Origin of the sequence: Pseudomonas maioricensis, assembly GCF_022790535.1 — a bacterium.
In the GTDB taxonomy this organism is placed as follows: domain Bacteria; phylum Pseudomonadota; class Gammaproteobacteria; order Pseudomonadales; family Pseudomonadaceae; genus Aquipseudomonas; species Aquipseudomonas maioricensis.
The window spans coordinates 104,491-130,415 of record NZ_LOHG01000011.1 but is presented as its reverse complement, the minus strand read 5'-3'; the positions used below and the strand labels follow the sequence as shown (position 1 = coordinate 130,415).

Sequence of the window (25,925 nt, the reverse complement as noted above, 5' to 3'; positions counted from 1 at the left end):
AATCGGGAAGCACAGCAACGTGGATCCATTTTGTTGCTCCCCGATATCTGAACAAAACAAACCCGAAAAAATTCATTTTTTTATAAAAAACGACGAGTTGCAGATAATCGGCTGGTTCATCGGTGCTTGAAAAGGGCACTCCATGCGTCCAGGTCAGCCTGGCAGGGAAGTTATCATGATTGGAATGCTCCAGAGTCAGTAAATAAAGCCCAGGCGTGCGGACCTGTGAACTGGGTCAGAACCGGGCACAGTTATTTACGCTGAATGAACTCACTATAGACGTGCAGTACCGCCCATACACCCCACTGCCTCGCGCCAAAACAGGGGACCTGCACCGGTAACGCGAGGTCACGATACGTCCGTTCTGATACATCGCCCCCCAGACATCCGCTAGCTTGCAATAACGCGCCCTACAAAGGCATTGAGCACTACACAGCTAAATGACCTGCGTATACACTCGCGTTTTTTTTGCAGGCAACCAGCGCATCCGGGTTTGAAGTACCGACATGACACAACTGCTGCCTGTCTCGTTAAATGTCCAATATTATCTACGCAAGGGTGCCTGAAGAGACCCTGCGCCATGCCCTGCGGCTGTAACCCGGAAAACCCAAGTCAATGAGAAGTATCTGTAGCGTTTTATCCGGGCTGACCATTTCGGCGGCGCTTGCGGGTTGTATTGCAGCGCCCATCCCCCTGAGTGAACACACCTCGGAACGCTTGAGCCAGCAAGCGCCCATCCGCTTTGTTGTGACCTTTGACGACGGACCAAGTGCTTCCAGCCTGGCCAACCCGACTCTGGAAGTGCTGCATAGCCTCGCGCAGAATCCTGTGCAAAACGATATCAAAGCGATCTTCTTCGTTCAGACCGGCGTTTCGCGGGCGGGCAACAGCGACAGGGGACGCAGGATCATGCGCCGCGAAAGCGATGCAGGGCATATCCTCGGTTTTCACTCGGCAACGCCTGCCCATACCAATCATCGTTCGTTGAGCCCTGAAGAGCTGGAGCACTCGCTGCAACAAGGCAGTTCGATCATAGCGACAAGCATGGGCAGCCCGCCGACGTTGTTGCGCCCGCCGTTCTGGAACTACGACAGTCGAACATTCGCAGCCTACCAGCGCCATGGCATGCAGGTTTTGTTGACGGACATCAGCGCCAATGACGGCAAGATCTGGGGTTTCAATGCCAGCCCGCGTCGACGCGCCCACATGCTCAGGGAAATGTCCGAGGTACGTGAGCGGGTTGCCAGCGGTGAGTTTTACGCGGTAGATGGCGCAATCCCGATTGTGGTGACCTTTCACGACCTCAACCGCTACACCGCACGGCATACCCGCGAGTATCTGCAGATTCTGTTGGACAGCGCTCAGGCAACCGGGCTCAAAGTCGCCCCCAAGCCTTTCTACGACGACCGCGCCGAGTTGCAACGCGCAGCGACGTCCCGAACGGTACCGACCAGCGCCATCGCCGTTCACTTGCCAGGCATGTGGGGCTGGATCTGGGACAACGACTCAAGATAAACAGCGCACAGCAAAGGCGTTACTGAAAACAGAAAGGCGACCACGCGGGTCGCCTTTCTGTTTTATACCTGTTGCGGCTGAAGCAAGTGCTTAGTAACGCTCAAGCCAGTGAGCGTAGGGCGCAGGCAGGGTCCAGGATGCCCGATCGACACCCAGTTCTTTGGCTGCGTAATACGCCCAGTGCGGGTTGGCCAAATGCGCTCGGCCGACCATGACCAGATCAAGCTGACCGTCTTTGACCACCTGCTCGGCAATAGCTGGAGTACCGAAACCCCAGGCCGAAGAAACCGGAATACCTGCTTCGCGACGGACTCGCTCGGCAATTGGCCCCATGAAGGCCGGGCCCCATGGAATCTGGGTTTCAGGGATGGTAAAGCCGATGCTGACGCTGAGCATATCCAGGCCCGCGGCCTTGAACTGACGGGTCAACTCAATGGACTCCACCAGCGTCTGCTCGTCACGGCCGTCGAACTCCAGTACGCCAAAACGGGCGGTCAGCGGCAAATGCTCAGGCCAGACTTCGCGTACGGCCGCCAGGGTTTCCAGCAGGAAGCGGCTACGGTTTTCAAAACTGCCACCATAGGCATCTTCGCGGTGGTTGGAGTGCTCGGAGAAGAACGACTGCGCCAGATAACCATGCGCGAAGTGCAGTTCGAGCCATTCGAAACCTGCATCCCGTGCCCGTCGTGCCGCGGCGACAAAATCCTCGCGGACGCGAGCGATGTCATCCAGGGTCATGGCCGTAGGCTGTTTTGGAAGGTTGGCACCAAAGGCGATGGCTGAGGGGGCAATCGTCTGCCAGCCACGCGCATCATCGGCAGCAATATGATCGTCGCCTTCCCACGGACGATTGGCGCTGGCCTTGCGACCTGCGTGAGCAATCTGAATGCCAGGTACGGAACCTGCGGCCTTGATGGCCTTGACCACAGGCACAAACGCTTGCGCCAGTTCATCGTTCCAGATCCCGGTGCAGCCCGGTGTGATACGACCCTCAGGCGACACAGCCGTGGCTTCAACGATCACCAGACCGGCGCCACCGCGGGCGATTGCGGCCAGGTGGACCTGGTGCCATTCGTTGATCAGACCGTCAGTAGCGCTGTATTGGCACATAGGCGGGACCGCGATACGGTTGCGCAGCGTGATGTCTTTCAGGGTATAGGGTTGGAACAGGGCAGACATTGAACGTACCTCGAAGATGGCGTTTCGTTTGTTCGATACTATTCGAACAATGGCTGTCGGGTAAAGCCCCGTGTATGATTCGCCGCATGCGACCATTCAAACATCCCCCAGCCAGCGACTTCGAGCTTGAGCGTATCTTTCATGCGTTGAGCGATCCGGTTCGCCTGGAGATAGTCCGGCATCTGGGCAGCGTGCCTCAGGCAACTTGTGGCGAGCTGGACGGCGGCCGCCCCAAGTCGAGCATGTCTCATCATTTTCGGGTTTTGCGCGATGCGGGCCTGGTGATGACGCAAAGTGCGGGTACGACCCACATGAACTCATTGCGCAGCGACGACATCGACAGTCGCTTTCCTGGACTGCTGACAACGATCCTTGCCCAAAAAGCCTGAAAAGCTTTCAACGATAGAAAGGCCTTAACTATATGATGGCCGGAGCCGTAAATGAAATTCATACACCAGCGTGAACACCTCAATGAAGACGACATCGTGGTCATTCAGGCTTCACAGACTTGCAACATCCGCCTCATGAGCGATGCGAACTTTCGCAGCTTCAAGAACGGTGGCCGCCATACTTATCACGGCGGTGCTTTCGATACCTTTCCGGCCAAAATCACTGTGCCAAGCAGTGGTTACTGGAACATTACTATCGATACCGTGACCCGCCGAGCCATTAGCGTGACGCGCAAACCGACCCTGACGCATTCGATCAAAATCATTCGCAGATCGTGACGCCGCTGCACTCGAAATCCGGCCGGTAGGAGCCAACTTGTTGGCGAGGCAGTGAGCCTGTTAACTCAGAACTATCGCCTCGCCAACAAGTTGGCTCCTACCATTAACCAGCGTTACCCATCAAAGATTGATCGGATACTGGGTGATGAACCTCACGTCATCGACGTCACCACTGAACGAGTTGCGATAGGTCGCCTGGCGTACCCGGAACGAAAGGTCTTTCAACGGACCGCTCTGAATCACGTAGGACGCTTCCAGGTCGCGCTCCCATTCGTTCTGATTACGCGAACCGTTGGCCAGGCTGATGTTGTCACCGCTGATGTAGCGGGCAAAAACCTCTAACCCGGGCACACCCAAGGCCGCGAAGTTGAAGTCGTAGCGTGCTTGCCATGAGCGTTCGTCTTCGCGGGTGAACTCGGCGTATTGCACGTAGTTGGCCATGTAGTCGGTGTTGCCGCCGTCGGTGTAAAACACATAGCCGTTCTTGCCGGTGATCGCTTGATAGGCCAGCGTTACCTTATGTGGGCCATAAGCATAAGCGCCCTTGAGACTGAACGAGTTGCTGTCGATATCCCCGCCATTCTCAGCACCGGTACTCTTCTGGTTGTAGAAGCGAAAATCAGCAGTGAAGGCTTGTCTGGAGTCGATCGGTTTAACCCAACTCAGGCCCAGATACTTCTTCTTCCACAAGTCTTCAACATCCGATGCGTAAATAGCACCGGTCAGGTTCGGCGTGAAGTTGTAAGTGGCACCCACTACATCGGCCTTGGTCATACCACTGGCGTTGTGAGCACTCTGGCTGTAGGCGCTCAACGACGTCAGGTGCGCAACATCAACTCGCAGGTTGTCGATTTCCTTACTGCTCAAATAGAAACCTTCGGTTGTCTCCGGCAGCAAACGGCTGTCACCGGTGGAGTAGACCGGCAAGTTCAGCGTTTGCTGGCCGTATTTCAGCACGGTCTTTGAAATTTTCACCTTCACTGCGCCTGCGGCCCGAGAGTAGTCGTCTGCCGCGTGGTCGACGCCCGCTACATGGTTGCCACTGCTCGGCAGCAAGCCGCTGCCGATTCGGTCCGAGCTGCTGTCGAGTTTCATGCCGTAAAGGCCAATCGCATCGACCCCGAAGCCTACAGTCCCGGGTGTGAAGCCCGAGGTGAACGTACCGATGAAACCTTGTGCCCACTCCTCGCGATAGCTTTGCGCGTTGGACGCTGCATTGCGGAAGTCACGATTGAAGTAGAAGTTTCGCGCCACGATTTGTGTGGTGCTGTCTTTGAAAAACGGATTGCCGAGAACATCATCCCCCAACGCCGCGCCGGAGATAGCCGCGCACAGCGTTGCACTGCCAAGCATGAAAGCTGACCGCATGGTTTAAACCCTTATCAAAAATAATCAGCAGATGCGAAGTTGAAAAACGCTATTTTTATTGTGGGCGTCCTTGCCTTTTACTTATGAATACCTGTTGTGCGTTAAGTCTTATTCGGCAACCTCACACACACTGAGGATGGCCAGAATGTAGACGCGCACCATGTCCAGATAGTCGACTTTATGCACGCGTTCATCCGGCATGGTGTTGAACTTGCCGCCGGGGCCGCAGACCACGCCTTGCATGCCCAGGCGCTGGTAAAAGTGCGCAGCGTCGGTGCCGAAATAGGCGGGCGGGGTGATGATCCCGGTTGGCTGAGGCTCGCCACGGACCTGCAGATAAGCCGCGTTGACCGCCTTGACGATCAGCGAGTCGTGGGACACTTCGAAGGGCGGCATCAACGGCTGGTTATCGCTGTCGTTGATCAACTCTGCTTGCAGCCCCGGAAATTGTTCGCAGAGCTGATCGAGCAGGCGCTGTATGTCTGCCAGCACCGACTCCACTGTCTGGCCAGGGGTGTAGCGAGCCGAACCGCGCAAGCGCAGGAAGTCCGCGACTTGCGGCGGACGCCATTCTTCCAGATCGCGGCCCAGCGCGCCGCGCACCACGCCGATGTGCCCGCGGTTAACCTTTTCATGTTCCGGCGAGCGGGCACCGCTGAAGGTGATGCCGTTGATCTGCGGAATCAATCGCACCGCAGCGGTAATCACGTCTACGGCTTCTTCACGTTTGGACAGGTGACGGGTATCGCCTGTCAGTTCAATCACGAACATCAACGAGCCCACATGCAGGGTGACGGCCTGCAAGTCAGTGGGTTCAGAGTTGATGAAGTAATCCGCTTTCACGCCTTGTTCTATAGCCGCGATGGTGCCGATGCCGCCCTGCAACTCACCGACCACGTACGTCAGGATGACATCACCCTTGAGCTTGATACCGGCGTCGATCAAGGTTTTCAGCGCACAGAAGTAGGCAGCGTCGCCCGCTTTCATGTTGGAGACGCCGATGCCATAAATGAACTCGTCATCAATCTTTCCGGCCCACGGATCCACGGTCCAGCCCTCGGTCACCGGGTTGGTGTCCAGGTGCCCGTTGAACAACAGGCTGTGGCCGCCGCCCTGACCCTTGAGCGTGCCGATAGCGTTCAGGCGTTCGCCTGGAACTGGCATCAATTGCGAATCCAGACCCAGCGCCTGCATCTGTCCCGCCATGTACTCAGCCAATTGCCTTTCTTCGGGGGTGGCGCTGTAGCTTTTGTGCTGCACCATGCGCGCCAGAAAATGCAGGCAGTACGCCTCGTCAATGCGTTCGAGTAGCGCTTCAGGCGTCATGCAGGGGCTCCATTTCATTCAAAGGCTGTGGCACTGCATCGAGCAGGGCGCGGGTATAGGGGTGAGTTGCCTGTGCGGCCATATCGACGGCGGGCAGAATTTCCAGCAAGTCGCCGCGGTACATCACCGCGATACGGTGGGCGATCTGCCGGATCAGGTTCAGGTCATGAGTGATGAACAGGTACGCAGTGCCGTGCTGGCGTCGCAGCTCCAGCAGCAGTTCGATAACCGTTGCTTGCACCGAAACGTCCAGTGCAGCGGTAATTTCATCGCAGATGACCAGTTCCGGGCGGGCGGCGAAGGCGCGTGCAATGGCTACACGCTGCTTTTGTCCACCCGACAGCTCGTGGGGATAGCGGCTGGCAAAGTCTTCAGGCAAGCGCACTTCGCGGAGTAGACGGGCGATGGCGTCCGTCTCGGTTTCGCCCTCGTTCAAGCCATACAGGCGCAGTGGTCGGGAGAGAATCTGGCCGATCGTTTGCCTTGGGTTGAGGGACGCATCCGGGTGCTGGAAGATGATCTGCACCTTGCGCCGGTAATCGCGATCCATTTGTGCAGGCCCGGCGATCGGCGTGCCATCGAAATACACGGCACCCGTGAACGGGGTCAGACCGGTCAGGGCCTTGGCCAGGGTTGATTTGCCCGAGCCTGATTCGCCAATGATGCCGAGGATCTCACCACGCGCCATGCTCAGGTTCATGTCGCGAGCGCCCATAGAGGTCACGGATTTGCGTCGCAACAGACTGTCGAGCATGCCGGGCCGACCATAACGGACGTTGAGGTCGCTGACTTGCAGCAGCGGTGCCCCCGTGGCTTTTTGTTCATCCAGCAGACGTTTGTCGGCGGCTGGAACGGCCGCGACCAAACGTTGCGTGTAAGGATCACCCGGCGCACTGAAAATACGCCCGCCGCGTGCCTGCTCGACAATGCGCCCTTGGTTGAGCACACAAACCCGGTCCGCGACTCGCGATACCAGCGCCAGATCATGGGAGATATATAAAGAAGCAACCCCGGTTTCTTCGCGCAGACGGCGGAACAACTGCAGGATCTGCGCCGAGCTGATCACGTCGAGTGCCGTGGTCGGCTCATCAAAAATCAGGCATTGCGGACGACACGCAAAGGCAGTGGCAATCAGCACGCGCTGTTTTTCACCGCCCGAGGCTTCATGGGGAAAGCGCTTCATCATGGCAGCGGGGTCTTTGAGGTCGACGTCGGCCAACAATTGCTCGCCCAAGGCCCAGGCTTCGCGGTAACCGAGGTTGCGGTGGCGGGTCAGCACTTCCACGACCTGCTCGCCAAGGCTGAGGGTCGGGTTAAGAGAGGCGCTAGGGTCTTGAAAGATCATCCCCAGCCGCCCGCCACGCAGTGTTTCCACCTGGCGCTGGGGCATTTGCAGCAGGTTCTCGCCCTGCAGGCTGATGCTGCCGCCAATCTCCCGGGCGTTGCCTGCCAGGTAACGCATGATTGCCCAGCCCAACGTGGTTTTACCCGAGCCGGACTCACCGACCAGACCAACAACTTCGCCCGCAGCAACGCTGAAATCGATGTTCTGCAACACGTGCAGAGCGCCCGTAGGCAATTGATAGTCGAGGCTGTAGTCAGCCACTTGCAAGACTGTACTCATGAGCGGTGCCCCTTAGGATTAAGGGCATCGCGCAAGCCATCACCCAGCAAGTTGAAACCGATCGCAATGATGGCGATGGCCAGACCCGGCATCAGCATCATCCACGGTGCCTGAAAGAAATAGCGCCGCGCTTCGGCCACCATCAGGCCCCATTCTGGCTGTGGTGGTTGCGCGCCAAGGCCCAGAAAACTGAGCGTCGCGAACAGCATGATGGCGAAGGCCACGCGTATGGTCGCCTCCACGATGATCGGCGCCACGATATTGGGCAGCATTTCCCGAATGACGATGTAGGCGGTGGATTCGCCCCGGGCAATGGCGGCATTCACATAGTCCTGACGGCGAGCGGCGAGGGCGACGCTGCGGGCAATCCGTGCCATGCCGGGTACGAAAGCAATGGTGATGGCCAGTACCGCGTTGAAATCGCTTCTGCCCAGGGTGCTGACAATCAACAACGCAAACAGCAGGGTAGGGATCGACATCACCGCATCCAGCGTACGCATCAGCGCTTCGTCGATACGTCCGCCGATATAACCGCTGACGGTGCCGAGCAATGCGCCGATGAGCATCGCCATGGCAGTCGCAAAGACCGATAACGAAATGGTCGCTCGCGCGCCGATCAGCACGCGGCTGAGGATGTCACGGCCCATCTGATCCGTGCCCAGCCAATGCACCAGGCTCGGCGCCTTGTAGCGGGCAAGAATCGAAATGGCTTCCGGGTCGAATGGCGCCAGGGCTGGCCCGGCAACCACCAGCACCACAGCGAGCAGCAGGATAAGACTGCCCAGCAAGCCCTGAGGCGTTGCCAGCAGCCGGTAAAAAACATTACGCATATTGAATTCGCCGGTCGAGATAGGCATAGGTCAGGTCAGCCACAAAGTTGACCACGCAATAGGTAGCAGCAAGGATCAGCACACCGCCCTGAATCGCCGGTAAGTCGCGGGCAGCGACAGCCACCAGCAGTTCGCGGCCGATCCCCGGGATGTTGAAAATCTCCTCGACCACGACGATGCCGCCCAGCAGGTAACCCACGTCCAGAGCGACGATGGTGATGGTTGGCAGCAAGCCGTTGCGCAGCGCGTGACGCAGCAATACCCGCCGCCGTGTCAGGCCTTTAAGGCGGGCAGCGCGGATATAGTCGGTCTCCAGTACATCGACCATTTCCGAGCGCACCATGCGGGAAACATGGGCAACCATGATCATCGACACCGTCAGCGTCGGCAGAACCAAGTGGCGGATGCCTTCTACGAAGTTGTCGCCAAGAGGCACATAACCGGTTGCTGGCAGCCATTGCCAGACATCGGCAAAGAGCAGGATCAGCAGTGTGGCGGTGACGAACTCCGGCAATGACACACCTATATAGGAGAGCACGCCGATGATCAGGTCGACCGGACGGCCACGCCTCACAGCGGCAATGATCCCCAATGGAATCGCCACTGCCAGCATCAGCAGCAACGAGCAGGCCGCCAACAGCAGCGAGCGGCCGAGCGCATCAAGCAGCGACCCCAGCACCGGCTGGCCATTACGCATCGACACGCCGAGATCCCCCTGCAACACAGCCATCAGCCAGTGACTGAATTGCAGCCAGGCAGGTTGATCAAGCCCGAGTTTTGTCCGCAGAGCGGCGAGGGCTTCAGGCGTGGCGCTCTGGCCCAGCAGCGTCACCGCGGCATCGGCGGGCAGCAACTGGGTAATGGCAAAGACCAGCAGTGACACGATCAGCAGGGTGTACACGACCAACAGCAAACGCTTGGTCAGATAAGCAGCAGTCACAGGTTTATCCTCGGTTTATCCACGCTTTGGCGCGCTGTCGTCCAGCCATGCCTGATCAAGACGGAATACCGCGCCGCGTGGGTGCAGTTGATAGCCCTGAACGTAGTTGCGCTGTGCGGCCAGTACATCAAAGAAAGTCGGGATCAGTGACGGCACTTGTTCGTGCATGAGTTTTTGCGCGGTGGCGTACAGGGCGGCGCGTTTGACCGGGTCGTCAGTGCCACGCGCGGCGGCAACAGCCGCGTCGAACTCGGCGTTGTTCCAGCGGGTTTCGTTCCAGGCGGCGTTCGACGTGTACAGCAGCGAGAACACTGCGTCCGCGGAGGGCTGCATGTTGTAGAAGCCAACGTAGAAGTTGCCCTTCTTCCAGACCTGATCCAGATAGGTGCTGTTGGCCATGGTCGCAACGTTGATGTTGAAACCGGCAGGCTTGGCCATTTCACGCACCGCGATGCCGAGTTGCGTGCGTGTGGACGGTTTGTCCGAGGCAACCAGTGTGATGTCCAGACCGTTCGGGTAACCCGCATCGGCCAGCAGTTTCTTTGCCTGCTCAATGTTGGCTTCGCGCAAGGCGATGTCGCTGTGGTAGCGGTAGGCGGCATTGAGCGGGGTGTCATTGCCGGGCGTACCAAAGCCTTCAGCGACAAAATCCACCAGCGCTGCGCGGTCAACACACAGGGACAGCGCCTGGCGAACGCGAACGTCGTTGAACGGCGGTTGATCGCAGGCCATGTTGATGTTCAGGAATTGACCGGAAGCGACGCGCAGGCCTTTGACCCCGCTGGCTTCACTGAGACGACTGAACTCAGTGGCTTGAGCGGAAAGCATGAGGTCGATGTCGCCGGACATCAGCGCCGAGCTTTCTGAAGACGGGTCTGGGTACACACGGATTTCAACGCGGTCCAGATGCGGACGCTGCGGGTCGTAGAAACGCTCGTTGCGGGCAACGACCACCATGCGTTCAGGTTCGAATGACACCAACTTGAAAGGACCGGTGCCCACGGCTTCGCGGGAGAGGCGGCTCAGGTCGCCTTGCACGATGGCGGCCGGGACGATCTTGGCGTCCGGATAAGCCAGGCTCACCGGCAGGTCGGCGTACGGTGCACTGGTGGTCAGCTTGACGCGCAAATCATCCAGCGCCTCTACGCTCTGGATCGGGCCGATGTTGCGCAGGCCGGGTGAGGCCGTCTTCGGATCAAGGATCGCCTGCAGGCTGGCGGCGACGTCCTTGGCCGTGCAAGTACTGCCGTCATGGAAGAGCACATTGCTGCGCAGCGTGAACGTCCACTCCGTGAGGGTATCGTTATGGCTCCAGGATTGAGCCAGATCGGGTTCGGCCTGCATATCCTGGCTCAGGCGCGTCAGCCCGTTGTAGAGCAACTCGCTGAGCAAGTACTCAGGATTGACCCGCGCCAGCAGCGGATTGAGCATGCCAACTGCCTGATCGACGCTGATCCGCAAGGTGCCGCCTTTGCGTGCAGCGGCTGCAGCCCATAGCGTGCTGGAGAACGGCAGCATCGCTGCGCCGGTGACAATGGCGGAGGTGGTCAGGAAACGACGGCGATTGAGCCTGAAAACTGTGGTCATGGCGATACTTCACTTAGCAATGAGTGGGCGTAGGGCAGCCAGGTAAAACAAAGCCGATAACCAGTCTTGATGCCGGTCTTCGGGGCTTACAGTGTTCAGTCAGGCTGAGCTGGCGGGGTAAAGTCCGCTGCCAGATAAGCCAGAATCGATTGCGCCAATGCGACCAGATCGCCGCGCGTGGTGTATTCGTCAGCGGCATGGATCCGGCTTTCCGGACGGATCAGCCCACCCAGGAGAATCTCCTGAATGCCGGCTTGCTGTACCCAGCCCATGTCCGAGCTACTCGACGAGCCATAGCACTGGAATTGTTCTTCAGTGAAGCCAAAGCCAACCCCAAGTGCCGCCTGCCAGCGTGGCCAGTGCGGGCCTGTAGGGTCTGCGACCGGCGCCAGATGACCGATGATTTCGTGTTCAACGGACAACGCTTCGCTATCAGCCATGGCGGTATCGATGCACTGCTGCAATTCAGCCATGACCTGTTCGAATGGCTCCTGCGGCGCATAGCGGCGATTGATCAGAATCTCGAATTGCGCCGGGACGGTTGATCCCTTGCTGCCACCATGTGCAGCGGCCAGCGTCATGCGTGAAATCAGCGGGGCGCCGTTGTAATGCGGTGGCGCGGGCATCGGCCAGGCTCGCTGTTGCACCTGCTGTTTAAGACTGTGCAGCGCATTCAGTAGCGGCAGGCTCTGTTCGATGGCATTGATCGCGTTGACCGGCTCACCCGAATGAGAAGACCGCCCTTTGACGGTAATCTTCAAATCGACACTGCCGAAACAGCCCGCCCAGATACGCGGAGCCGCGCCGCCGTTGAAACTGAGGATATGGCCTTCGACCAACTGTTGTTCAGCCAGATAACGAATGCCGGGGTACAAACCGCCTTCTTCATCAGTGCACAGCAGCAGCGAAGGGCAGTAACGCAACGGCAAATTGAAACGCTGCGCGGCGCGCAAGGCGGCGAGGGTAGAGGCAATACTGCCTTTCATGTCAGCGGTGCCGCGTCCGATGAGCTTGCCTTCAACCTCGGTCAGTTGCAGCGGCGGCTGGGTCCAGCCGTCGCCGGGCGGTACCGTGTCGACGTGGAAATACAGGCTACACACCTCCTGATCTCCTGCCTGGCGGGCGACAAGATTGATGCGCTCGCCATAGGCTTCGCCACTGCGGGTCTGCCACAGCGCCTCGGGCACCGTGACGCGCCGGGTGTTCATGGCCAGTGGCGTGACTAATTCTTCCATCAGGTCGGCAAACGCACCATAGCCTGCTCCCGGAGGAAAACAGGTGTCCACGGCGATCATTCGTTGCAGATCGCTGATGAGCGAATCATGATCCGCTTCGATCGACTGGAGTGCCTGTTTCAGCGCTGCATTCGTCGTCATTTTTGCTCTCGATGTATTTCTATATAGTTTATAGTTAAGTATCCACGCACGGCCCGTCAAGGAAAAAAGATGACAGATAGCAATTCGCCGCCCGCATCCGGGAATTTTTCGCGGCTGAGCGAAAACGACAGTGCGCCTCTTTATGAAGTGGTCAAACGGCAGATATCCGAGGCGATTCTGCTCGGTGAGTGGACCAGCGGCACGGTGATACCCAGCGAAAACGCGCTGGCCGCTGATTTTGGCGTGTCAGTCGGCACCATCCGCCGTGCACTGGCCGAACTGGTGTCCGAAGGGATGCTGATGCGCCGCCGCAAGACGGGCACCGTGGTGACTGGCTGGGCGCCACTGCACAACCTGCGCTATTTCTTTCAGTACTTTCGTTTGCACAATAAGGAAGGGGCACTGCTCAAGTCGCGCACCGTATTGCTCGATTATCAGTTAGGCGAAGCGAGTGCGCAGGATGCTGAAAAGCTCCTGATCGAAGCAGGCAGCCCTGTGTATCGATTGCACCGTCTGCGCAGCATCGACGGCGTGGCCGCCATGCACGAGCAGTTCACGATTGTGGCCAGCAAGGTGCCGGACTTCCCGGGGCCGGATGAGCTGCCAGAGTTGCTGTATCGCTATCTGCTGGAACAGTACGGTCTGCGAGTTGCAGCCGTGCGCGAGCAACTGACCGCTGGCCTGGCCAATGAAGAGGATTGCCGTCTGCTTGAACTGACTGCGCCCCATGCGCTGATGATCATTGATGCTGTGTCATTCGATCAGGCGGCTACGCCGGTGATGATGACCCACCAGCGTGCGAGCACTGAGCACTTCATGTACGTCAATGAGATCCGCTAGGCCGTTGCGCTGCAAACGCAACCCTCCGTAGAAGCCTGAAATGCATATTCTGTAGGAGCTGCCGAAGGCTGCGATCAGTTATGCCTGATACACCGCCATCGCAGCCTTCGGCAGCTCCTACAGGGGGTATTGCAACGCTCTGGTTTGGGCGTTCGTTCAGCCCATATCCTCGCCATACCAGTACTGCGCCGTAACACCACCGTCCATGAGGATGTCGCTGCCGGTGATAAACGTGCCTTCCGGCCCCAACCTCATCGGGTGTGCCACCGCGTTTGGCGGGAAGTGATAATTCTGAAGCGTTCAGCCCTTGAGCTTTGCTTCGCTCAACCAGCTCTCGACGCTGTTCATGGTTTGCCTTTCCTGATCGGCCTGCATCACGAAACCTTCCAGCAGTCGGGCTTTAAGGACGTGGCTTGAAAGGACCTTCAAGCTATTACCCAGGCCGTAGCCTCCATGGGTGATAAACGGAATCAGTGTTTTACCGGCCAGGTCGTGGGCGCTCAGGAATGCGCGAATCACTGGTGGAGCGGTTTCTCCCCAGACAGGGAAGCCGAGCAGCACGGTGTCGTAGCGTTGAATGTCAGAAATCTTCATGTCCAGTTCCGGCTCGTATCCCGCGTCACGCTCCTGCCGGGCTTGTTCCACCGTCTCCAGGTAATCCTCGGGGTAGGGCGAGGCGGTCCGGATTTCGAATACGTCAGTGGCCAGCGATCGCTGGATCAAGCCTGCGACGACACGCGTATTTCCAGAGCGGGAAAAGTACGCCACGAGGGTCCGCGAACCGGTGTGCCGGACTTCGCCCGCCTGGCTATAGGCGGACGCAGTTCCGCTTAGTGGTAGTGCGGCAAGCGCAATCATCATTGCCCGGCGTATGGGGTCGTAACTGTCGGTCATAGCGTTCTCTGCAATTCCAGATAGATGAGCCTGGTCGGGAGTTGAGCACCGTGACGGGGAGGGGAAGAGGAAAGCGATATCGCGCTTACTCAAGCGCTTGCTGATGCATCCGGCATCAATATAAGAGCCACGTGTAGCGCGCACTAGAGTGATAAATCCGCAAGGACTGCTGAGTGAGGTTCATAAATACATCAATCACCCCTTTGTATTCGTCTTGCAACTGACTCAGGAGCGTGCGACTAAACGTACCGGCTTTCCGATGGCGGAGCGGTTTCGTACTTGCCCCAGATACGGCGTAGATGTCTGGCCGAGCCGAAACCTGCGCGTTCAGCGATGGCTTCCATATCAAGGTTTGATTGGGCCAACAGTTCGCGGGCGACGCTGACCCGCAGCCGGTGTAAGTAATCGAGCGGGCTAACCCCAGCGTGCTCATGGAACAGACGCGCCAGATGTCGGCTGCTGGTACAGGCCAGGCTTGCCATGCGAGTCACGCTCCAGTCATCGCACGGTGCTGCGGTGAGTGCGTCCTGCACCCGATGGAGTGCGGGATGCAAGTGGTTGCGGCCGCTGACCCAGGGCGACAGTTGCGGGTCTGCGCCGCCACGCCGCATGTACACGACCATGTCCCGAGCCACCGCGCAGGCCATTTGTGGTCCTGCCAGTTCGGCGAGCAGATGCAGCATCAGGTCTATGCCCGCCGTGACGCCAGCGCTGCAGCTGATTTGACCGTCAGTCACATACAGCCGGTTTTCCAGGACTCGTGCCGTTGGCGCGAGAGCCTGCAACGTCGTGCAAAGGGAATGGTGGGTGGTGCATTGTCGGCCGTCCAGCAAACCCGCTCTTGCGGCACTTAACGCCCCGGCGCAAATGCACACCAATCGCTCGCCTGACGGCTCGAATACCTGACGAAGCCAGTCGGTGACGGCGGCGCTGGCTGACTCGAATTCCAGTAGACCAGAAGGTGACAGGTTCGTTGTAGAGCCCACCAGCACGACCATCGTCCCTGGCGACAGGGTCTCCGGCAAAGGCGCAAGACCTGCGAGTGGCAGGCCGATTGATGATTGCAGTGAAGGCACCGGGCTGACGTACTGCAAATCAAAATCCAGCCCGTTCGGGCCTTCAAGTTGCGAGGCCATGCGCAGTACTTCCGCCGGGCCTGCGAGATCAAGCATCAGCACATTGGGCAGCAGTACAAACAACACCGGGACGATCATCGTTTAACCTGCCAGTGCCTGAGCGGCGGTGGTAATCCGGGCAAAGCGATCTTCCAGCACCAATTCGGTACGCTCACGAATGTCCGCCGGACTATAAGTGCGGCCACTGCGTGAGTGAGTCATGGGGAACGTCAAAGTCGCCTCGCTGACGAAGTCCACGTTGAAGCCACTGTCTGAAGCGTGACGTGTAGTGGTTTCACAGCACTGTTCGGTGCGGATGCCGCTGATGATCAAGGAATTGATGTTTCTCTCCCTCAGCCAACTGGCCAGTGGGGTGCCTGCGAAAGCGCTGTGGTGACGCTTGTGAATGATCACGTCAGGGTTGATTGATACCTCGTCCAGGGTTTTCACATGGCCCGAAGCCAGGGAAAAGTGTCCCTGCTCCTCAACGTGGAAGACTTGTACCACGGGGATGCCTTGCTGGACACAGCCGTCAATCAACGCCTGTTGATTTTTCAGGTAGCCCGGCAGGCCGGTTTCGGACCAATAGGCGGAGTGGCGAAAGGAATGTTGTACATCAATGACAATCAGGGCTCTGTTGCTCATGGTCTGTCCTCTTGGCTTCTACAGTATGTGAACGGCAGAGGACATGGTATGGGCGAGACAAGCACGGCAACAGACAGCGCTCGGTCGCATGCAGGACGCTTTCGGACATATGCGCGATATCAACGAGCGGCGTGCTTGTGCCGCCTGCAACGCTCCGAACAGTAGCGGACCTCATCCCAGCAGCGAGCCCACTTCTTGCGCCAGGTAAAGGGCAAGCCACAGACAACGCAGGTTTTTACCGGCAGCTCACTTTTCTTCAACGCATTGCTCGCATGAAAAATCCAATTCTTGGCATTGAAATGTACTTCTGTAGAAGTGCGCCCTTCGAGCAGTGAACATTAGGCCCTGTAGGAGTGAGCTTGCTCGCGATAGCGTCTGGTCAGACGATAATTTCTCAACAGTTCTACCGCTATCGCGAGCAAGCTCACTCCTACAGAAGAAACGCGTGAATTCCATGAGCCGCTGTGAGGTCGCCCGGACAAAGAAGCCGTGTCAAATCAACTCCCCCGCATCCAGTTTGGCGAGCAACATCTCACCCCGTTGCCAGAGTGCTTCCTGTTTGGATTCGTCCATGCGGTCGAGATTTCTATAAATCATGCCCATGCGCTGATTACCCCGCAAAACATCACCGTGGCGCATCAGGAAATGCCAATACAGAGCGTTGAACGGGCACGCATTGTCGGCGGTGCTTTCGGTCACTTTGTAAGCACAGTCACCACAGTAATTGGACATGCGCTTGATGTACTGACCGCTGGCGCAATAAGGCTTTGAGCCGAGATAGCCGCCATCGGCGTGCATGACCATGCCCAGCGTGTTGGGCAATTCGACCCAGTCGAACGCATCCATATAAATCGCCAGATACCACTCGCATATCTGCGGCGGTGCTATGCCTGCCAGCAGCGCAAAGTTGCCCGTTACCATCAGCCGTTGAATGTGGTGGGCATAGGCGTATTCCAGGCTTTGACCAATGGCCTGGCGCATGCAGTTCATTCTGGTTTTGCCGGTCCAGTAAAACTCCGGCAGCGGTCTGCTGTTGCCGAACGCATTACCGCTGGCGTAATCCGGCATCTTCAACCAGTACACGCCACGGACATACTCGCGCCAGCCGATCAGTTGACGAATGAAGCCCTCTGCGGCATTCAGCGCAATCCTGCCTGACCAATACGCCGACTCCACATCGCTGCACAACTGGCGCAGATCCAACAGACCAATGTTCAGCGCCGCACTGATGCGTGCATGGAAAAGAAACGGTTCATCGCTGGCCATCGCATCCTGATAATCGCCAAAGCCTGCCAGCCCATAGTCCAGAAAGTACTCCCAGAGAGACTGGGCCTCGGCATGAGTTACCGGGTAATCAAAGTTATCCAACGCACCGTAGTGACAGGAGAACCTTTCCCGAACCAGCGTGATCACTTCCTGAGTGATTGCGTCGGTAGAGAAACGAGCCGGGTAGGGGGCACGAACGTTTTTGGGCAGCGCTTTGCGGTTTTCTGCATCGAAGTTCCATGCACCCCCGACCGGTGTACCGTCGCCATTGAGCAACAACCGGCTTTTGCGGCGCATTTCGCGGTAGAAGAATTCCATCCGTAGCTGTTTTTTACCTTGAGCCCAGTCAGAAAACCCGGTGCGACTGCAGAGAAAACGCGTGTCGCTGTGCCACAGGATCGGTAAGCCGCACTGCTTGATCGATTGCTCCAGACGCCAGTCACCGGTCTCGGTCAGGTGCAACGTTTCTGGCTGCAACAACGAGTGCCAACGAAGCAACTCGCCAGGTACTGAGCCGCTGTTCTGCGGGTCATCGAGCCTGACGTAGTGCACACAAATACCGCGTGCTTTCAAAGCCTCGGCAAAGTGCCGCATGGCACTGAAAATCAGTGTGATCTTCTGAGGGTGATGAGGAACGTGGCTGGCTTCCTCCATGACCTCGACCAGCAAGACTGCATCACGCTCGACATCCAGCCCGGTTAACGAGGCAAGTTCAAAAGATAACTGATCGCCCAGAATCAGACACAGTCGGCGGGCCCTACTCATCCGATCCCTCTATCCACAACGCTATCCTCGTCTTCTACGGCAATGGATCAAAAAAACCTGTACCAATGTAGCTTCTTGTACAACTTATTTATAGTTTTTTGAGGTTTGTTGCCGTGAGGTGCGAACAAAAGAAGGCGTGTGACGAAATACCGAACGCACAGGTTGTCAGGCACTCGAAACATGGGTACCCAACCTGACTTCATTAAAGGAACCGCCTGATGCGTCCCCAGACTTCATTCATCTTTGATCTTGATGGCACGCTTACCGACAGCGTCTACCAAAACGTTGCAGCGTGGAAAGAAGCGCTGGACTCAGAAGATATTCCTCTCGCCATGTGGCGCATCCACAGGAAAATCGGCATGAGTGGCGGGCTTATGCTCAAGTCGCTGTCGCGAGAAACCGGACTGAAGATCACGGACGAACAAGCGCAACGCCTCAGCGATAAACATGCGCAGGCTTACAAACGGCTGCAGGGGCAGATCATTGCTTTGCCTGGGGCTATTGAACTGCTTGATGCGCTCAGCGAAGACAACCTCAAGTGGTGTATTGCGACAAGCGGCGGAATAGATACAGCAACCATCAATTTGAAAGCGCTGAAGCTGGACATCAACGACATCGACATCATCACCCGCGACGACGTGCAGTACGGCAAACCTGATCCCGATTTATTCATCGCTGCTGCGCGCAAGATGGACGTGGCCATTGATGAGTGCCTGGTGGTCGGCGATGCGATCTGGGACATGCTTGCAGCCCGACGCTGCAAGGCAACCGGAATCGGGATGTTGTCGGGCGGTTATGACATTGGTGAGCTAGAGCGGGCGGGAGCGTTGAGGGTGTATGAAGACCCGCAAGACCTGCTTCAGCATCTGGACGAAATTGCCTCGCGACCATGACACCACGTTGTCGCGCAGCAAGTTAAAAATCTGTAGGAGCGCACGAGCACCGCGAGGCCGCGATGGTGTTTTGTCTGATACATCGCTATCGCGGCCTCGCGGTGCTCGTGCGCGCCTACACAGTCGTATGCTGCGCCCACGACGTGTATCAGGAACTGGCTCTGTAACTTAGTGTTACAGGGGCAATAAAGTTTGCTCACTCTCAGTCGATAACGCGGCTAGAGAGGGCGTTGGTCCGTTTAGCTCTCGACTCTAACAATTCCAGACCCGAGTGCTTCCAATGTCCCAGTTCCTGAATCTGAAGCTCAAATCAAAACTGCTCTCTGCATTTGGTCTTTGTGCCGTCATCACGGTCGGCGTTGCGGCGCTTGGATATAGCGGAATCTCAACGATTTATGGCCAGTTGCAGAACACGGTCAGCAACAACCTGGTGTCGATTCAGAAAACCGACTCGGTCAAGGCGAACGTGATTGCTACCCACCGTGACATGTTCAGGGCGCTCAACCTGGGGTTACGCAAAGCAACGCCTGAGGAAATAAACGCTGCGGTTTTGTCTTTCAGGGACAACCAGGCGGAGGCTGAACAACAGTTCAAAATCTATCGAGCCACTCCGCTCGAAGCTGATGAGCGTGCCGCGGGTAATGACTTCGAGCGCGACTGGCCAGCCTACGTCGCAGCCGCAGAAAACGTGTTCGCGGTGCTAAAAAGCGGCGATGTCGATCAGGCAGCCAAGCTAGGTGATACCGTTGCAACGCCTGCGTATCGCAAAACCATTGGCGAAGTCAAAATCATGATCGAGTCCAATGCACGCCAGGCAGCTGATGTTGCGGCCTCGGGTGAAGACACCAACCATCGAGTGACATGGGCGCTGATCATCGGGGCGCTTATTGCTGCCGGTGCCGCTGTGATACTGGGCTTGTGGGTAACGCGCATGATCACCAAGCCGCTTTACCTGTCTGTAGAAAGCGCAACCCGAATCGCCCAGGGTGACCTGAGCAAAGAGATAGCAGCAGGTAGTCAGGATGAAACCGGGCAACTGCTCAAAGCGCTGTCCAACATGCAGAAAGACCTCAAAGGCACCGTGCAACAAATCGCCGATGCATCTGATCAGTTGGCCTCGGCCGCTGAAGAACTGACGGCAGTCACTGAAGACAGCACCCAGGGCCTGGTTCGTCAAAATGATGAAATTCAGCAGGCTGCCACGGCAGTCAACCAGATGACTGCAGCGGTAGAGGAGGTTGCCCGTAACGCAGCCAGCACTTCTGAAGTATCAAGCCAGACCGCCGAAGATGCCATCAAGGGTCAACATCAAGTGCAGCAGGCAGTGACGGCCATGAACACCATGGCAGTGGACATCAATGACTCCACGCAGCGCGTTGAAACGCTGGCGGGTCAGATTCGTGACATCACCAAAGTGCTCGACGTGATCCGCGGTATTGCCGAGCAAACCAACCTGCTGGCTCTCAACGCTGCCATCGAAGCCGCTCGTGCTGGTGAGCAGGGTCGAGGCTTCGCCGTTGTAGCGGATGAAGTCCGGGCGTTGGCCCACCGTACCCAAGCCTCCACTGGCGAAATCGAGGCGATGATCAAGGTCGTACGCGCCGGTGCTGATGAAGCCGTGCAGTCGATGGGCAAAAGCCAGTCGATGGCTCAGAGCACACAGTCGCTGGCAACCGAAGCTGGCCTGGCCCTGGAACGAATCAGCGCGGGTGTCAGCCAGATCAACGAACGCAATCTGGTCATCGCCAGCGCAGCGGAAGAGCAGGCGCAGGTTGCACGAGAGGTTGATCGCAACCTGGTGAACATTCAGGACTTGTCGACTCAAACCTCAGCAGGTGCGAACCAGACCAATGCGTCGAGTCAGGAGTTGTCTCGTCTGGCGATCTCGTTCAATACGCTGGTGGGCAAGTTCAAGCTTTGAAAATGCGGCGGCGACGTTGAGTTGTTGAACAACGTAGATTGTTCGCAGAAGTAGCGGCTCAACCAAAGAGCCGCTACTGTCCGGTCCTTATTTGGCATCGGCCTTGAACAGTCGCGAAATGTCTATCTTCTCGGCCATTGCCTGATAGCCCGCTCTGTTCGGATGCAATTTGTCGCCGGGTCCGCCCACCGTGCTGTCGGGCACAAACTCAACACGCATACCACCGGTTGCCGGGTCGAGCGTGGCGGCTTCAAAGTCGATCACATCGTCAAAGAGGCCGGATGTGCGGATGAAGGTGTTCAGCGCTTCACGTTTTGTATTCTGTTCAGCATGACCATGCGCAGCACTGGTGCTTCCAAGGGCGGTAATCACTGTCCCGCCAATGACTCTGATCTCTGGTCGCTGCGATCTTATTTTGTTCAGCGTTTCGGTCATCGCAGCCTTGACCGTCTCAACTGAGGCATTGCCGTTCTTGCTGAGGTCGTTGATGCCTTCCAGCCAGATAACAGTCGTTACACCAGAGACGCCCAGAACATCTCTTTCCACGCGCATTTTTGCTGACGGGCCGCCAGCAAAAGGTGCTTGCGGCGAATAGGCGGCAGGCCCGGCAATTTGATTGCCACCAATACCTACGTTGACGACTGAAACCCTGTCTCCATAAACAGCATGCAACTTCCTGGCGAGTACATCTGGCCAGCGATCATCGCCGTTCAAAGTCGTACCGGTGCCATCAGTGATGGAGTCCCCAAAGGCAACCACGACCTTGGTATCTTTGGGCGCCATCATGTCGACTGCGTCCAGAAAGTAGGTGGAGGTGGTGCTGAAAGGGAAGGCGTTTTCTGCTTCGGAATGGCCTACAGAACCCGCGCCAGGCCGACTGACATAAGAAGTGTTCAGTGCCTTGGCATGCCATGTCATCGGGCCGCTCTGGCCTTTTACATGAAAGCTGACGGCCAGCCTGCGACCTTGAAGGAGTGACAAGTCTTTTGCCTGGGCAAACGGCAGTGTGACGGGATCACTCCAGGCCGATGTACCCGGTGGAATCTCAATGCTGGGCTTGCCCGCAAAAGAGACGGCCTGGTTAGTGCCTCGCATGACTGCCGAGCTACCTTGCTGTAAGCCCACGTAAACACCGTCAAACGTAACGGGCTGGGTGCCCAGTTCGTTGGACAGGCGGATCCGTGTTTGTCCCGTCCAGATGTCTGGCCGAACCATCAGTCGAAAGGTTTGATCCTGTGCGCCTTGATTCGGCGCAGGAAAAGCGAGACTCAGATCCGGCTGCGCCGAGGGGTTACCGACCGGGTAGGGCCCCTGAATGGCACCCAACCATGCTGATACCCATTTATCGTCAGTTTGAGCCTGAGCCGATACGGCGAAAAGCGTGGAGATCAGGGCCAGCGACAACCAGGCCTGTTTCATTTTCATAAGGACTTCTCTCTCTTGTTTTTCATACGAGGACAAAATGCATGGGCGCGCACTAGCGCTTCATGCATGACTCGTCGCCTTTTTACGCTCCTGAAGCTTACCTTTATTTGCCGAGGCTTCGGGCAGCCCCTGCTGCGGGGCACGGATGCCCCGACGAGTCATCTATGGCTTATCCGAACCGCTTGCGCGTCGCAGAGTAATGCGCGTCAGCTCCGACGGTACGCCCAGCCGAAGGGCGAAGCCGGGCCACAGGGCCGTGCCGTTGTTGACGTACAACTGCATGTCGCCCACCTGATAAAACCCGGACACGAAGCCTTCATTCGCGAGGGCGATTACCCGCTCAAGCCCCAGGATCATTCCGCCGTGGGTATGGCCGGACAGCTGCAGGTCCACGCCTTGATCGGCTGAGAGCCGGGCATTCCTCGGCTGGTGATCCAGCAGAATGATCGGCGTGTCTTTTGGTGATCCTTTCAGCGCCAGTTGCAGGTCTGGCGCGGGGAAGCCGGTTTTGGGCGCAGTCACATCGGTGACGCCAGCCAATACAATCTGCGCGCCGTCGCGCTTGAGCAGCGTATGGCTGTTGGCAAGCGGAATCATGCCCAGCGAGACAAAGTGCTGCATCCAGGCTTCGTTATCAAAGAAATACTCGTGATTGCCGGGGATGACGTACACCCCGTCCGGAGCATGCAGGTTACGCAGGGCATCAATATCCAGCGTCCGGTCGCTGACTGAACCGTCGATCAAATCGCCGGTTACGACGATCAGGTTGACGCCCAGCTCGTTTGATTTGCTGACGACGTCGCGTGTCCACGGCTGGTCAAAAAGCCGACTGATGTGCAGGTCCGTGAGCTGCAATATCTGATAACCCTCAAATTGCGGGGGCAGGTTTCGAATTGCAACATCGATATCTTTGAGCGGCGGCACGCGGACTGCCTGATTGACACCGATTGCTGACAGCAATAGCGCAGCAGCACCAATCCCATAGCGCAGGCCAGTCGGGACGGTCAGCCACTGACGTCTAACCAGCATGGTCAGCAGCGTGCCCAGATCGACCAGTATCTGAAACACCGCGATCAACAGGATTGCGCCAAATCCCCAGTTAAAAAGCATCACGATGCTGCGCGGAAACTCCGGCGAGAAAACGCTTCCTGAAGATAGCCGACTGTAGAGATGGTATTGCGAGGCAAGTATCAACAGCAGTGCGACTGCAATTCTTGCGGAAAGAGCCCATGGCATTGGCCAGATAAAACGGATGATGGCGTACAGGCAAGGCAGGCTGAACATGAGGTGAAACATTAAACGCAATTCCTTTGGCTGTGCTCGTTGTCGGGAGGCAGTCTCGACAGAGCAGGCCCGTGGTGAGCTCCATATCTAAAGCAGTTTTCAAACGTACTCAAGTGTCGTGTGGCCATGAGCAAACGAATGGCCGAGTGTAACTTCGGGTTTTACCCGCCGACGTCTTGGTCACTGATGGCTTCTCACACCACAAAGAGGGTTAGTTAACAACGGTCCGGTTGCGTTGTCTGACGGTCTACAGGCGCCTGGATCGATGGCGCGTAGAGTAAACGCTATACGGCGTCCAGATACAAAAAGGAGGCAGCATGAGCCTTTGGTCGACAACACTGGAGTCATGGCTTGAGCAAGTTTCAGCAGACACACCGGTACCCAGTTGTGGTGCAACGGTTTCGGTCTGCGCCAACCTGGGGCTGGGTCTATTGCTGATGGCGCTGCGTAACGCGCAGCGAAAACACCCTGCGCCAGAACGCATGGAGTTGATTGGATCATGTGAGCGGTTAACAGCGTTACTGGCAGCGCACGCAGATAATGACATGCGTACCTTTCAAGCTTATATCGATGAGCTTTCCGAAAAGGGAGGTGTCCATACGCAAGAGCTCACGCTGGGAATCACCCTCGCATCACTTGCTGCTGCGCGAAGTTGTCATGAAGGCCTGTGCCTTGCCGAGCAAGCGTTGCCTTGGGTGATGAAGCATATGCGCAGTGATGTCACGTCAGCCGCTTTGATCGTGCACGCCAGTCTTTGCGCTTTGTTGCTGAATGTGGATGCGGACCGTGCGGGACTTGAACAGCACGACGATGTGCCTGACCCAATCGCTACACGTCTCTTGCTGCAACAGGAAGCCGATCAGGCATTGCGGCGGATAAAGGCAGCATCAATCGCCTGACTGGAGCTAATGATGAAAGCCGACGAACTTGTGGAGTACCTGCAAAACCATTCGCTTTATTTGACCACCGCCGAATCGTGCACCGCAGGGCGGATTATTTCGTTATTGGCCGAAGTGCCACATTGTGGCGACGTGGTCGAAAGCGGCTATGTGGTTTATTCCCCTGAGGCCAAAAACCGGTTGTTGGGCGTGAGTCTGAGAACGATTGAACATTTCAATCTCACCAGTAAGGAAGTCGCCCGGGAGATGGCGATTGGAGCGCTGCGTGACAGCCCCGCCAATACGGTCATCGCCACCACCGGGCTCTGTGGGACAGAGGACGTGGATGGGATCCCCGCCGGCACAGTATGTCTGGCCTGGGGGTTTGCGTTGGGAGGGCGTATAGGCATCTTTACTCGCCAGCATCGTTTTTTCGGCGATAGGCATGAGATGCAAACCCGGTCAGCAATGTACGCGCTGCAGTACCTGCCTTATTTCCATCAGCGCATGCTCGCGGGAGAGTCGTGCTGAAAAACGATGCTGCCTACTGAAGCAGAATCCAAGGTGCGCCCTGGCGATGATAGTAGAGCTGACCGCTTGCCCATCAGGCAATTCGCTTATCTCCCAGCAGTGAACTTGTCGTCCTCCCGGGCCTCATCAGCATGAGCGTCGTTGCTAGCTGGCGAAACTCCATCGCGTGATCACGTAATAAATAAAGCAAACCATTTCAGCTCGGCTGCGTCGAAAAAAGGATTCAAAGTTAAACCGCACTAAGTTATGTCAGGGAGAGGGACCGTGAGACAGACCAGGATAATGCGCGCGCTGGCGAATTTCTGGATGTCGCCGCACCGCAATTGGCGGCGATTGATTAAGGCACTCATCCATTCGATAAGACCCACAGGTCCCCGAGACCGGTTACTGCGTAAATGCCGTGAGCGTGATTATCGATCCGCCACTCGCTCTCCGAAAAAGGCTTCGACCAGTAGAGCGCGATAGACCGCTGGCGTAATATGCGGGAGCTTTTGACTTCCTCCCCATAAAAGGTCTTACCCATGTGGCGTGTTGCAGCTCTGATCGGATTACTTGTGAGTGGCCAGGCCTTTGCAGAAGGCACGACTGCCCCGGTGTACAAATGGACGCTGCTTGACCAGAGGGATAACGCCTACACGCTGAATAACGACGCCAAAGTACTGCTAGTCGCCCGTAGCATGTCAGCGGCCAAACTGCTCAACGCGGCAATCGAGGACCAGCCCGAAGGGTATCTTGAAGCGCGTCATGCGGTGTATGTGGCTGATATCGAAAAGATGCCGTCGATGATCAAGCTAGTCGCAGTACCTGCGATGCGTTCGGCGAAATACAGGATTTTGCTGGACCAGGACGGCAGGGTAGCCACTCGCTATGGTGGCGACAGAGAGTCGGTGCAATGGCTGACATTGAAAGACGGTGTAGTCGTCAATGAGCAACGCTTTACCGACGCCGAAAAACTGAAGCAGGCCGTCGAGCTAGCTAAATAACTGCACAACTCC

The 25,925-nt window shown here is 57.2% G+C and carries 24 protein-coding genes and 2 pseudogenes; 10 read left to right on the top strand and 16 right to left on the bottom strand.

Features of this window, described 5'->3' with window-relative positions:
* Positions 1-615 precede the first annotated feature (615 nt).
* Positions 616-1,515: a polysaccharide deacetylase family protein gene (locus tag AUC61_RS18035; protein ID WP_243247545.1), complete on the top strand. Its 900-nt coding sequence runs from the start codon at positions 616-618 to the stop codon at positions 1,513-1,515.
* A 90-nt stretch (positions 1,516-1,605) separates the two neighbouring features.
* Here AUC61_RS18035 and AUC61_RS18030 read toward each other — a convergent pair whose 3' ends face one another.
* Positions 1,606-2,694, bottom strand: coding sequence for an NADH:flavin oxidoreductase/NADH oxidase (locus AUC61_RS18030; protein WP_243247544.1), 1,089 nt, complete (start codon positions 2,692-2,694; stop codon positions 1,606-1,608).
* Positions 2,695-2,780: 86 nt separating this feature from the next.
* On the opposite strand from AUC61_RS18030, the gene AUC61_RS18025 reads away from it, so the two are divergent.
* Together AUC61_RS18025 and AUC61_RS18020 are read left to right on the top strand one after the other, a co-directional pair.
* Complete coding sequence (locus tag AUC61_RS18025; RefSeq protein WP_122663365.1) at positions 2,781-3,083, top strand: ArsR/SmtB family transcription factor; 303 nt, start codon at positions 2,781-2,783, stop codon at positions 3,081-3,083.
* Positions 3,084-3,134: 51 nt separating this feature from the next.
* Positions 3,135-3,422, top strand: coding sequence for a DUF1883 domain-containing protein (locus AUC61_RS18020; protein WP_122663364.1), 288 nt, complete (start codon positions 3,135-3,137; stop codon positions 3,420-3,422).
* A gap of 120 nt (positions 3,423-3,542) precedes the next feature.
* Here the strand turns inward: AUC61_RS18020 and AUC61_RS18015 are convergent, their stop codons facing one another.
* The 7 genes from AUC61_RS18015 to AUC61_RS17985 all read right to left on the bottom strand — a co-directional run bounded on the left by AUC61_RS18015 (position 3,543) and on the right by AUC61_RS17985 (position 12,473).
* Complete coding sequence (locus AUC61_RS18015) at positions 3,543-4,790, bottom strand: OprD family porin (protein ID WP_243247543.1); 1,248 nt, start codon at positions 4,788-4,790, stop codon at positions 3,543-3,545.
* 108 nt (positions 4,791-4,898) lie between these two features.
* Positions 4,899-6,116 carry a M20 family metallopeptidase gene (locus tag AUC61_RS18010; protein WP_243247542.1) on the bottom strand — a complete coding sequence of 406 codons (1,218 nt, stop codon included), beginning with the start codon at positions 6,114-6,116 and terminating at the stop codon, positions 4,899-4,901.
* Positions 6,106-7,740: a dipeptide ABC transporter ATP-binding protein gene (locus tag AUC61_RS18005; RefSeq protein WP_243247541.1), complete on the bottom strand. Its 1,635-nt coding sequence runs from the start codon at positions 7,738-7,740 to the stop codon at positions 6,106-6,108. The genes AUC61_RS18010 and AUC61_RS18005 overlap by 11 nt, the downstream gene beginning before the upstream one ends.
* A complete protein-coding gene (locus AUC61_RS18000; protein WP_243247540.1) occupies positions 7,737-8,570 on the bottom strand; it encodes an ABC transporter permease in 834 nt (277 codons plus the stop codon). Before AUC61_RS18000 ends, AUC61_RS18005 begins: the two co-directional genes overlap by 4 nt.
* On the bottom strand, positions 8,563-9,510 hold the full coding sequence (locus AUC61_RS17995) for an ABC transporter permease (RefSeq protein ID WP_243247539.1): 948 nt from the start codon (positions 9,508-9,510) through the stop codon (positions 8,563-8,565). Before AUC61_RS17995 ends, AUC61_RS18000 begins: the two co-directional genes overlap by 8 nt.
* 15 nt (positions 9,511-9,525) lie before the next feature.
* Entirely contained in the window at positions 9,526-11,097 is a 1,572-nt protein-coding gene (locus AUC61_RS17990; protein ID WP_243247538.1) for an ABC transporter substrate-binding protein, read from the bottom strand.
* 95 nt (positions 11,098-11,192) lie between these two features.
* On the bottom strand, positions 11,193-12,473 hold the full coding sequence (locus AUC61_RS17985) for a M20 family metallopeptidase (RefSeq protein WP_243247537.1): 1,281 nt from the start codon (positions 12,471-12,473) through the stop codon (positions 11,193-11,195).
* A 69-nt stretch (positions 12,474-12,542) separates the two neighbouring features.
* On the opposite strand from AUC61_RS17985, the gene AUC61_RS17980 reads away from it, so the two are divergent.
* A complete protein-coding gene (locus AUC61_RS17980; protein ID WP_122663356.1) occupies positions 12,543-13,313 on the top strand; it encodes a GntR family transcriptional regulator in 771 nt (256 codons plus the stop codon).
* A 156-nt stretch (positions 13,314-13,469) separates the two neighbouring features.
* On the opposite strand, the pseudogene AUC61_RS17975 reads toward AUC61_RS17980, so the two are convergent.
* From AUC61_RS17975 to AUC61_RS17950, 6 genes and pseudogenes are all read right to left on the bottom strand, one after another.
* Positions 13,470-13,593: pseudogene (locus AUC61_RS17975) on the bottom strand (SDR family oxidoreductase); the annotation flags it as partial.
* 20 nt (positions 13,594-13,613) lie between these two features.
* Complete coding sequence (locus AUC61_RS17970) at positions 13,614-14,207, bottom strand: flavodoxin (RefSeq protein ID WP_243247536.1); 594 nt, start codon at positions 14,205-14,207, stop codon at positions 13,614-13,616.
* 239 nt (positions 14,208-14,446) lie between these two features.
* Complete coding sequence (locus tag AUC61_RS17965; RefSeq protein WP_243247535.1) at positions 14,447-15,421, bottom strand: GlxA family transcriptional regulator; 975 nt, start codon at positions 15,419-15,421, stop codon at positions 14,447-14,449.
* A gap of 3 nt (positions 15,422-15,424) precedes the next feature.
* Positions 15,425-15,967, bottom strand: coding sequence for a cysteine hydrolase family protein (locus AUC61_RS17960; RefSeq protein ID WP_243247534.1), 543 nt, complete (start codon positions 15,965-15,967; stop codon positions 15,425-15,427).
* Between the two features lie 119 nt (positions 15,968-16,086).
* Positions 16,087-16,227: a DUF2256 domain-containing protein gene (locus AUC61_RS17955; protein WP_243247533.1), complete on the bottom strand. Its 141-nt coding sequence runs from the start codon at positions 16,225-16,227 to the stop codon at positions 16,087-16,089.
* Positions 16,228-16,459: 232 nt separating this feature from the next.
* Positions 16,460-17,998: a cryptochrome/photolyase family protein gene (locus AUC61_RS17950; RefSeq protein WP_243247532.1), complete on the bottom strand. Its 1,539-nt coding sequence runs from the start codon at positions 17,996-17,998 to the stop codon at positions 16,460-16,462.
* 218 nt (positions 17,999-18,216) lie between these two features.
* On the opposite strand from AUC61_RS17950, the gene AUC61_RS17945 reads away from it, so the two are divergent.
* From AUC61_RS17945 to AUC61_RS26680, 3 genes and pseudogenes are all read left to right on the top strand, one after another.
* Complete coding sequence (locus AUC61_RS17945; RefSeq protein WP_243247531.1) at positions 18,217-18,891, top strand: HAD family hydrolase; 675 nt, start codon at positions 18,217-18,219, stop codon at positions 18,889-18,891.
* A 280-nt stretch (positions 18,892-19,171) separates the two neighbouring features.
* Positions 19,172-19,954 (top strand): annotated as a pseudogene (locus AUC61_RS26685) (MCP four helix bundle domain-containing protein); the annotation flags it as partial.
* Entirely contained in the window at positions 19,949-20,812 is an 864-nt protein-coding gene (locus AUC61_RS26680; protein WP_422765489.1) for a methyl-accepting chemotaxis protein, read from the top strand. The pseudogene AUC61_RS26685 and the gene AUC61_RS26680, both read left to right, overlap by 6 nt.
* 87 nt (positions 20,813-20,899) lie before the next feature.
* On the opposite strand, the gene AUC61_RS17935 is transcribed toward AUC61_RS26680, so the two are convergent.
* A complete protein-coding gene (locus AUC61_RS17935) occupies positions 20,900-22,231 on the bottom strand; it encodes a GDSL-type esterase/lipase family protein (protein ID WP_243247529.1) in 1,332 nt (443 codons plus the stop codon).
* A 168-nt stretch (positions 22,232-22,399) separates the two neighbouring features.
* On the bottom strand, positions 22,400-23,533 hold the full coding sequence (locus AUC61_RS17930; protein ID WP_243247528.1) for a metallophosphoesterase: 1,134 nt from the start codon (positions 23,531-23,533) through the stop codon (positions 22,400-22,402).
* Between the two features lie 305 nt (positions 23,534-23,838).
* On the opposite strand from AUC61_RS17930, the gene AUC61_RS17925 reads away from it, so the two are divergent.
* The 3 genes from AUC61_RS17925 to AUC61_RS17915 all read left to right on the top strand — a co-directional run bounded on the left by AUC61_RS17925 (position 23,839) and on the right by AUC61_RS17915 (position 25,913).
* Complete coding sequence (locus AUC61_RS17925) at positions 23,839-24,420, top strand: cyclodeaminase/cyclohydrolase family protein (RefSeq protein WP_243247527.1); 582 nt, start codon at positions 23,839-23,841, stop codon at positions 24,418-24,420.
* A 9-nt stretch (positions 24,421-24,429) separates the two neighbouring features.
* Positions 24,430-24,930 (top strand): CinA family protein, encoded by a 501-nt coding sequence (locus AUC61_RS17920; protein WP_422765467.1) that lies wholly within the window; start codon positions 24,430-24,432, stop codon positions 24,928-24,930.
* Between the two features lie 521 nt (positions 24,931-25,451).
* Complete coding sequence (locus tag AUC61_RS17915) at positions 25,452-25,913, top strand: hypothetical protein (RefSeq protein ID WP_243247525.1); 462 nt, start codon at positions 25,452-25,454, stop codon at positions 25,911-25,913.
* The last annotated feature ends 12 nt before the right edge of the window (positions 25,914-25,925 follow it).